Origin of the sequence: Pseudactinotalea sp. (assembly GCF_048594945.1) — a bacterium.
In the GTDB taxonomy this organism is placed as follows: domain Bacteria; phylum Actinomycetota; class Actinomycetes; order Actinomycetales; family Beutenbergiaceae; genus Pseudactinotalea.
On sequence record NZ_JBMDXJ010000379.1, the window covers coordinates 1 to 9,588 of the forward strand.

Annotated in this window: 8 protein-coding genes; all 8 read left to right on the top strand. The window is 71.5% G+C overall.

Going from position 1 to position 9,588, the window contains the following annotated elements; translation table 11 throughout:
- On the top strand, positions 1–2,763 hold a 2,763-nt coding region (gene carB / locus ACOJSN_RS17175; RefSeq protein ID WP_420113707.1), incomplete at its 5' end, for a carbamoyl-phosphate synthase large subunit.
- A complete protein-coding gene (gene pyrF, locus ACOJSN_RS17180; protein WP_420113708.1) occupies positions 2,760–3,701 on the top strand; it encodes an orotidine-5'-phosphate decarboxylase in 942 nt (313 codons plus the stop codon). The genes carB and pyrF, both read left to right, overlap by 4 nt.
- 76 nt (positions 3,702–3,777) lie before the next feature.
- Positions 3,778–4,089 carry an integration host factor, actinobacterial type gene (mihF, locus tag ACOJSN_RS17185; RefSeq protein ID WP_420113709.1) on the top strand — a complete coding sequence of 104 codons (312 nt, stop codon included), beginning with the start codon at positions 3,778–3,780 and terminating at the stop codon, positions 4,087–4,089.
- On the top strand, positions 4,082–4,654 hold the full coding sequence (gene gmk / locus ACOJSN_RS17190; protein ID WP_420113710.1) for a guanylate kinase: 573 nt from the start codon (positions 4,082–4,084) through the stop codon (positions 4,652–4,654). The genes mihF and gmk overlap by 8 nt, the downstream gene beginning before the upstream one ends.
- Before the next feature lie 90 nt (positions 4,655–4,744).
- Positions 4,745–5,008: a DNA-directed RNA polymerase subunit omega gene (gene rpoZ / locus ACOJSN_RS17195; RefSeq protein WP_420113711.1), complete on the top strand. Its 264-nt coding sequence runs from the start codon at positions 4,745–4,747 to the stop codon at positions 5,006–5,008.
- A gap of 25 nt (positions 5,009–5,033) precedes the next feature.
- On the top strand, positions 5,034–6,293 hold the full coding sequence (gene coaBC, locus ACOJSN_RS17200; RefSeq protein WP_420113712.1) for a bifunctional phosphopantothenoylcysteine decarboxylase/phosphopantothenate--cysteine ligase CoaBC: 1,260 nt from the start codon (positions 5,034–5,036) through the stop codon (positions 6,291–6,293).
- Entirely contained in the window at positions 6,290–7,495 is a 1,206-nt protein-coding gene (gene metK / locus ACOJSN_RS17205) for a methionine adenosyltransferase (RefSeq protein ID WP_420113713.1), read from the top strand. Before coaBC ends, metK begins: the two co-directional genes overlap by 4 nt.
- A 12-nt stretch (positions 7,496–7,507) precedes the next feature.
- Positions 7,508–9,588 (top strand): primosomal protein N' (locus ACOJSN_RS17210; RefSeq protein WP_420113714.1); only part of this gene is annotated, 2,081 nt, incomplete at its 3' end.

A 9,588-nucleotide genomic window follows, 5' to 3' on the forward strand; every position in this document is an offset into this window, starting at 1 on the left:
CAGGGGCTGCACTACTCGCCGACCACCGAGGTGCTCCTGGAGGAGTCGATCCTCGGCTGGAAGGAGTACGAGCTCGAGCTCATGCGCGACAAGGCCGACAACGTCGTGGTGGTCTGCTCGATCGAGAACGTGGACCCGGTCGGCGTGCACACCGGCGACTCGATCACGGTCGCGCCCGCGCTCACCCTGACGGACCGTGAGTACCAGAAGCTCCGCGACGTGGGCGTCGCCGTGATCCGCGAGGTCGGCGTGGACACCGGCGGCTGCAACATCCAGTTCGCGGTGCACCCCGAGACCGGCCGCGTGGTCGTGATCGAGATGAACCCGCGGGTGTCGCGGTCCTCGGCGCTGGCCTCCAAGGCGACCGGTTTCCCGATCGCCAAGATCGCGGCCCGGCTCGCGATCGGTTACACGCTCGACGAGATCCCCAACGACATCACGGGCTCGACACCGGCGAGCTTCGAACCCACGCTGGACTACGTCGTCGTCAAGGTCCCGAGGTTCGCGTTCGAGAAGTTCGCCGCGGCCGACCCCACTCTCACCACGACGATGAAGAGCGTGGGCGAAGCCATGGCGATGGGCCGCAACTTCACCGAGGCGCTGCAGAAGGCACAGCGCTCGATCGATACCGCGAGCAGCTCGTTCCACTGGCGGGGCGGCGCTCCCGACGCCGAGGCGACCGCCGCGCTGGTCGAGTCGATCCGGACGCCGACCGAGCACCGCATGGTCGACCTGCAGCAGGCGATCCGCGGTGGCGCCTCGCTCGAGGAGATCACGGCGGCCACCGGGATCGACCCCTGGTTCGTGGACCAGCTGATGCTGCTGCAGGAGGTCGCCGACGTGCTCGCGACCGCACCGACCCTGGGAGAGGACACGCTGCGGCTCGCGAAGCGGCACGGGTTCTCGGACGCCCAGGTCGCCGAGATCCGCGGTGTGGGCGAGCAGACCGTGCTCGAGATGCGGCACGCGTACGGGCTGCGCCCGGTCTACAAGACGGTCGACACCTGCGCGGCGGAGTTCGAGGCTCGGACGCCGTACCACTACTCGAGCTACGACACCGAGACCGAGGTGCAGCCACGCGAGCGGGAGGCCGTGCTCATCCTCGGCTCGGGTCCGAACCGCATCGGCCAGGGCATCGAGTTCGACTACTCGTGCGTGCACGCCACGCTGGCGCTGCGCGAGCAGTACGAGACCGTGATGGTCAACTGCAATCCCGAGACGGTCTCGACCGACTACGACACCGCCGACCGGCTCTACTTCGAGCCGCTGACGTTCGAGGACGTCTACGAGGTGTACCGCGCCGAGCTCGAGGTCGGGCCGGTCGCGGGCGTGATCGTGCAGCTCGGCGGGCAGACCCCGCTGTCCCTGGCCGCGCGCCTCGCCGCCGCGGGCGTGCCGATCTGGGGCACCCCGCCCGAGGCCATCGACGCGGCGGAGGACCGTGGCCTGTTCGGTCAGGTGCTCGTGGGCGCGGGGCTGCCGGCGCCGGCGTTCGGCACGGCGATCTCGCTGCCGCAGGCGCGCGAGATCGCCGAGCGGGTCGGGTACCCGGTGCTGGTGCGCCCGAGCTATGTGCTCGGCGGGCGTGGAATGGAGATCGTCTACGACGACGCCCAGCTGGTCGACTACATCGCCCGGGCCACCGGCGTTCCTGCCGAGACGGCCGGGCACCCGGCCGTCCTGCCGGCCCCGGTGCTGGTGGACCGGTTCCTCGACCAGGCCATCGAGATCGACGTGGACGCGCTCTACGACGGTGAGGAGCTCTTCCTCGGCGGAGTGATGGAGCACATCGAAGAGGCCGGGATCCACTCCGGCGACTCCGCGTGCGTGCTGCCGCCGGTGACGCTCTCGGACGCGATGGTCGCCCGGATCCGCACCTCGACCGAGGCGATCGCCGCCGGGGTAGGTGGGCGCGGGCTGATCAACATCCAGTACGCCCTGTCCTCAGACGTGCTCTACGTCCTCGAGGCCAATCCGCGCGCGAGCCGCACCGTGCCGTTCGTGTCCAAGGCCACGGGCGTGCCGCTCGCGAAGGCCGCGGCGTTGCTGATGTCGGGGATGAGCATCGCCGAGCTGCGGGCCGCGGGCCACCTGCCCGAGGACGACGCGTCGACGTCGGATCCCGAGGCACCGATCGCCGTGAAGGAGGCCGTGCTCCCGTTCAAGCGGTTCCGCACGACCGAGGGCACGGTCGTCGACACCGTGCTCGGACCCGAGATGCGGTCCACGGGCGAGGTGATGGGGTACGACGTGGACTTCCCGCTCGCGTTCGCGAAGTCGCAGGCGGCTGCGTTCGGTGGCCTGCCCACCTCGGGCACGGTGTTCGTCTCGGTCGCCGACCGCGACAAGCGCTCGGTCATCCTTCCGACCAGTCGCCTGGTCGAGCTCGGGTTCCGCATCGTGGCCACCGGCGGGACTGCCAGTGTGCTGCGCCGCAACGGCATCCAGGCGGACCTGGTCCGGAAGGGCTACGAGGGCAGGGGCCCGAACGGCGAGCCCACCGTCGTCGACCTCATCAACACCGGCGAGATCGACATGGTGGTCAACACCCCGGGCAGCAAGGGCACCCGCGCGGACGGCTACGACATCCGGGCAGCGACCACCGCTGCCGACAAGGCGATTGTCACCACGATGCAGCAGCTCAGTGCCGCCGTGCAGGCTATCGAGGCGGTCCGGCGCGGACCGTTCGAGGTGATCTCGCTGCAGGAGCACGACCGGGCCAGAGAGTCGCGGATGGCACAGCCGGCGGAGGTGGGCGCATGAGTGCACCAGCGAGTGAGGACCGGAGCGCGGCGAGGACCGGAGCGAGCGTCGGTGCGCGACCAGGAGGCACAGGCGAGACCGAGCCGTTCGGCACCCGCCTCGCCGATGCGATGGATGCACGCGGGCCGTTGTGCGTGGGCATCGACCCGCATCCGTCGCTGGTTCGCGACTGGGGACTGCCCGACGGCGTCCCGGGACTTCGTGAGTTCGCCCTGCGGACCCTGGAGGCCGTGGGCCCGTACGTCGCAGCAGTCAAGCCGCAGGCGGCGTTCTACGAGCGCTGGGGGAGCGCGGGCATGGCGGTGCTCGAGGAGCTGATCGCCGGGTGCCGCTCCGCCGGTGTGCTGTGCATCGTCGACGCCAAGCGGGGCGACATCGGCTCGACGATGAACGGCTACGCGGATGCATTCCTCGGCAAGGACTCCCCGCTGGCAGGCGACTGCGTCACGTTGTCCCCGTTCCTGGGCTACGGATCGCTGGCGCCGGCGATCGCCGAAGCACGCGCGACCGGGCGCGGCGTCCTCGTCCTTGCGCTCACGTCCAACCCCGAGGGGGCGCAGGTGCAGCACGCCCGTGTCGCCTCGGGCGCCAGCGTGGCGGCTCTCATCGCCGCACACGCGGCCGTCGACAACGCCGAGGAGGTGGCCGGCGGCGCCCGGCTGGGTACCGTCGGTCTCGTCACCGGCGCCACCATCGGGTCGGCGCCTGGCGACGTGGGTGCCGACCTCGCCGCCGTGCGCGGCCCGCTGCTGGCGCCAGGGCTCGGGGAGCAGGGCGGCCGCCCGGAGGATCTCCCGGGCACGTTCGGCGCTGCGGTCGGTGCGGTGCTCGCCAGCGCGTCGCGCAGCGTGCTGCGGCTCGGGCCGGACACCACGGCACTAGGAGAGGCCGCCAAGCGGCTGGCGGGTGAGCTTGCCGCCGCCACCGGACGCGGCTGAGATGTGACCAGCGGTTGCCGCACCGGCCCTGCGTCGCTAGGTTGCCAGTCAAGCGTCCCCAACCCGAGGTGAGATCGTGGCCCTCCCCAACCTCACGCCCGAGCAGCGCGCCGCCGCGCTCGAGAAGGCGGCAGAAGCTCGCGCGGTCCGTGCTGAGGTCAAGAACCGCCTCAAGTACTCGGGCGGGAAGCTCTCCGAGGTGATCGAGCAGGGCAAGACCGATGACGCGATCGGCAAGCTCAAGGTGCTCGCCCTGCTGGAGTCGCTCCCGGGCGTGGGGCGCGTCACCGCGAAAACGATCATGACCGAGATCGGGATCTCCGAGTCTCGTCGCGTCCGTGGACTCGGCCCGCACCAGATCGCCAAGCTGGTCGAGCAGTTTGGCTGAGCCGGCGCCCGCACGTCTGACGGTGCTGGCCGGCCCCACGGCGGTCGGCAAGGGCACGGTCTCCGCTGACATCCGCGCGCGGTACCCCGAGATCTGGCTCTCGGTCTCCGCCACGACCCGGCCACCACGGCCGGGGGAGGTGGACGGAGTCCACTACCTGTTCTCCTCGCCCGAAGAGTTTGCCGACCTCGTGGCGCGAGGAGAGTTCCTCGAGCACGCGGTGGTGCACGGCCGCCATCACTACGGCACCCCCCGCGGTCCGGTCGAGGCATGCCTGGCGCAGGGCCGGCCCGCTCTGCTGGAGATCGACCTGCAGGGTGCTCGTCAGGTCCGCACGACGATGCCGGAGGCACGCTTCGTCTTCCTCGCACCGCCCACCTGGGAGGAGCTGGTGCGCCGCCTGGTGGGGCGCGGCACCGAGAACGACGAGGAGCGCGAGCGCCGCCTGGCGACCGCCAAGATCGAGATGGCGGCACAGTCCGAGTTCGACCATACGATCATCAACGACGACGTGACGCGCGCCACGGACGAGCTGGTCGCCCTGATCACGGGAGAGTCCGGGTAGACTGCGGGGAGCCGTTGAGGCTGAGCCTGCTGTGCCCGCAGCACGAACGCACGCCGCGCTCGCCGCCACCATGACTGTGAGGTTGTTGACATGTCCGGAACCGTCGCCGCCCCCGAGGGCATCACCGACCCGCCGATCGACAAGCTGCTGGAGTCGGTCGACTCCAAGTACGCCCTGGTGATCTGGTCCTCCAAGCGGGCGCGCCAGATCAACTCGTACTACGCGCAGCTCAACGAGGGCCTGCTCGAGTACGTCGGGCCCCTCGTCGAGACGGAGCCGCAGGAGAAGCCGCTGTCGATCGCCATGCGCGAGATCAGCGCCGGCCTGCTCGCCGTCGAGCCCGAAGAGGACTGACCTCCGAGCCAGCAGGGGAGTGAGCGTGCACGTCGTCCTCGGAGTCGCGGGCGGCATCGCCGCCTACAAGGCCGCGCTGCTGCTCCGACTCCTGCGCGAGGCGGGCCACCAGGTGCGCGTCGTGCCGACGACGGCGGCCCTGGAGTTCGTCGGCACCGCCACCTGGGAAGCACTGTCCGGGCAGCCGGTGACCACCTCGGTCTTCGAGGGCACCGAGAGCGTGGAGCATGTGCGCATCGGCCGGGACGCCGACCTGGTGATCGTCGCACCGGCGACGGCTGACCTGATGGCGCGGGCCGCCGTCGGGCAGGCGGACGACCTGCTGACCGCGACCCTGCTCACCGCGACGTGCCCGGTGCTCATGGCACCCGCGATGCACACCGAGATGTGGCAGAACGCGGCGACGGTCGCCAATGTGGCGACGCTGCGCTCACGCGGAGTCCATGTGCTGGACCCTGACGACGGGCGGCTCACAGGAGCCGACTCCGGGCCCGGGCGCCTGCCCGAGCCCGAGGCGATCGCCGACGCTGCCCTCGCGCTCGTGACCACCTCGGGTGGTGAGGGCGACCTGGCAGGCCGCTCCGTCGTCGTCAGCGCCGGTGGTACGCGCGAGCCGCTGGACCCGGTGCGCTTCCTGGGAAACCGGTCGTCCGGACGCCAAGGGATCGCGATCGCCGCTGACGCCGCACGCCGCGGAGCGGTGGTGACGCTGGTCGCTGCGAACGTCGATGCTGCGCTGCTGCCCGGGGGCGTGGACGTGGTTCGGGTCGAGACCACCGCGGACCTCCAGCGCGCGATGCAGGACCGGGCCGCCGGCGCCGACGTGCTCGTGATGGCGGCGGCGGTGGCCGACTACCGACCTGCCGAGATCGCGCAGGCCAAGGTGAAGAAGTCCGGCGAGGGCCTCGCGATCAGTCTGGTCGAGAACCCCGACATCCTGGCCGGCCTCGCGCGCGGCGCTCGGGCGGACCAGGTGGTCGTGGGGTTTGCGGCTGAGACCGGCGATGACGCAGGGTCCGTGCTCGACCACGGCCGCGCGAAGGCCCGTCGCAAGGCTGCCGACCTGCTCGCGGTGAACCAGGTGGGAGAGGGAACGGGATTCGGGGACGTGCCCAACGCCGTCGTGATCCTCGACACGGCCGGTGAGATCGTGGGCCGGGCTCAGGGGACCAAGAGCGACGTCGCGCGTGGGCTCCTCGATGCTGTCGCGGATCTGCTCAGCCGGCGGTCTCTCGTCGATGGGGCCGAGACGATGTCGGCACGCGCGGCTACGCTGCCCGAGTGAGTACACGCCTCTTCACCTCGGAATCTGTCACCGAGGGTCACCCGGACAAGATCTGCGACCAGATCTCGGACTCGATCCTCGACGCCATGCTGGAGCGGGATACGCGGGCACGCGTGGCCGTCGAGACCATGGTGACCACGGGCCTGGTGCACGTGGCGGGCGAGGTCACCACCGATGGGTACGTGGAGATCCCCCGGATCGTGCGCGATGTCGTGACCGGGATCGGCTACACGTCCTCCCGGGTCGGTTTCGATGGCGACTCGTGCGGCGTCTCGATCTCGATCGGACAGCAGTCCAGCGACATCGCCGCTGGTGTCAACTTCTCGCTCGAGTCGCGCGAGGACGCCTCGGACCGTGACCGTTACGACCTGCAGGGCGCTGGCGACCAGGGCCTGATGTTCGGGTACGCCACGGACGAGACGCCGCAGCTGATGCCGCTGCCGATCCTGCTGGCACACCGGCTGTCGGAGCGGCTCACGACCGTGCGCAAGCAGGGGATCCTCGAGCACCTGCGGCCCGACGGCAAGACCCAGGTGACGATCGCCTACGAGGGCGAACGCCCCGTCGGTGTCCACACCGTGGTGATGTCGGCCCAGCATGACGAGGATGTCGACGTGCCGCGCACACTCGCGCCCGCGCTCCGAGCCGAGGTGATCGACCCGGTGCTGACCGCCACGGCGGACGAGGTGGGGCTCGACGTCAGCGCACCCGATGTCATCCTCAACCCGACCGGTCTGTTCGTGACCGGGGGACCGATGGGCGATGCGGGACTGACCGGCCGCAAGATCATCGTCGACACCTACGGCGGCATGGCCCGGCACGGCGGTGGCGCGTTCAGCGGCAAGGACCCCTCGAAGGTGGACCGCTCGGCGAGTTACGCGATGCGGTGGGTGGCGAAGAACGTCGTGGCGGCCGGGCTCGCGAGGCGATGCGAGGTGCAGGTCAGCTACGCGATCGGGCGCGCGCACCCGATCGCGCTGCACGTGGAGACGTTCGGGACCGAGACCGTGCCGAACGGGGCGATCGCGGCTGCCATCACCGAGGTGTTCGATCTCCGGCCCGCCGCGATCATCGAGGCCTTGGACCTGTTGCGTCCGATCTACGCCCTCACCTCCAACTACGGGCACTTCGGGCGGGAGCTTCCCGAGTTCACGTGGGAGCGCACCGACCGCGCGGAGGCGCTGCGGGCTGCGGTGCGCTGACCGCGGTTGCTGGTGTCCGAGCAACCGAGCCTTCTCGACCCGCGGTCCGAGCCTGCGCGGGTCAGCCCGTGGGCGGGCGTGGCACAGGTGCTCGTGGAGGTGCCGCTCCCGCACCTGGACCGCCCGTTCGACTACGGCATCACCGCTGCGCTTGACGCCGAGGTGCGTCCAGGCGTCCGCGTGAAGATCCGATTCGCCGGCAAGGAACGCGACGGCTGGGTGATCGGTCGGAGCTCGGCCAGCGCGCACCAGGGCGAACTGGCGGGGATCCGGCGGGTCGTCTCCACCGTTCCGGTGCTGACGCCGGAAGTTCTCGCGCTGGCCCGGGCCGTGGCCGCCCGCTACGCCGGGGTCACCACCGACGTACTGCGGCTGGCGATCCCCCCGCGGCACGCGAGCGCCGAGGCGGCTGTCCTGGCGAGTGCGCCGGAGGAACACACCGAGCTCCACGACGGGCTCTTCTCCGAGAACGAGCACGGCGGACCGTGGGACGCGTACCCGGGCGGTCCTGCATTCCTGCGGCGGCTCGCAGCAGGGGAGTCGCCGCGGGCCGTGTGGTCGGCACTTCCCGCCGACGAGCTGCCGGCGTGGCCCGCAGCCGTGGCGGCCGCCATCCGCGCCGTGCGTGCCTCGGGGCGCGGAGCGCTGGTCGTGGTGCCGGACGCACGCGACGTGGACCTGATGGCCGGGGCGCTGCTCGCTGCGGAGGTCGAACACGTCGTGCTGACAGCCGAGCAGGGCCGGTCGGCGCGCTATCGCCGATTCCTGCTCGCGCTGATGGGGCGCGTGGGCGTGGTCGTCGGGACCAGATCTGCGGCGCTGGCGCCGGTGCAGAATCTCGGCCTGGTGGTGTGCTGGGACGATGGGGACGACCTCCACGCCGAGCCCCGTGCTCCGTACCCCCACACGCGCGAGACCCTCGTGGCACGGGCGGACCTGCAGGGTGCGGCAGCGCTGCTGGGAGGCTACGCCCGCACGCCGGCCACGCAGCAGCTCGTGGGCGACGGTTGGGCACGCTCGGTCGTGGCAGCGCGCGAACAGGTGCGCGCCCGCACTCCACGTGTGATCGCGCCCTCCGAGGTGGACCTGGCACGTGAGGGTGACGCCGCCGCGGCGCGTTTCCCCCGGCCGGCATGGGAGTTGGTCCGACGCGCGCTGGCGACCGGCCCGGTCCTCGTGCAGGTGCCACGCGCCGGGTATCTGCCGGTGGTCGCGTGCGCACGGTGCCGCACGCCTGCGCGCTGCCGGCACTGCGCCGGACCGCTGGGACTACCGGCGGGCGACGCACCGCCCGGGTGCCGATGGTGCGGCCGGCGTGCCACCGGCTGGCGGTGCACCGAGTGCGAGGGGACGCAGGTCAGGGCCGTGCGGTACGGCTCTGGGCGTACGGCCGAAGAACTGGGGCGCGCGTTCCCCGGGACCCCCGTGACGTCGTCGGGCAGGGACGGCGGGGTCGTGGCGAGGGTCGACGCCCAACCTCGACTCGTGGTGGCCACGCCCGGTGCGGAACCGGTCGCGGACCCGGGATACGCCGGCGCAGTCCTGCTCGACGGTGCCGTGATGGCCGCCCGTGACGACCTCGACGCGTCCGCCGAGGCGCTCCGGAGATGGTTCAACGCAGCTGCGCTCGTCCGAGCCGACGGCGAGGTGATGCTCCTCGGACAACCCCCCGTGGCGCCCGCACAGGCCCTGGTGCGGTGGGACCCGGTGGGGTACGCACAGCGCGAGCTGGACGAACGTACGGAACTGAGGTTTCCGCCGTCGGCCCGGCTGGCCAGCCTCACGGGGGAGTGGGCCGGGGTACGTGGCCTGCTCCAACGCGCAGACCTGCCGAGCTCAGCCGAGGTTCTCGGTCCCCAACCCTTCGTGGACGACAGCGGCGACGAACGCGCCCACGCCGTCGTGCGCGTTCCGCGCACCGACGGCGCGGCACTGTCCGCCGCGCACAAGGCCGCGGCGGCGGTGGGTAGCGCTCACAAGGACCCCTCGGCGCGGGTCCAGATCGACCCCCCCAACCACGCCCCCGCCCCCCCCCCCCCCCCATTTACAAGACCAACAAGCACCCAACCCAGTACCAGAACGAGAGCCCCCCC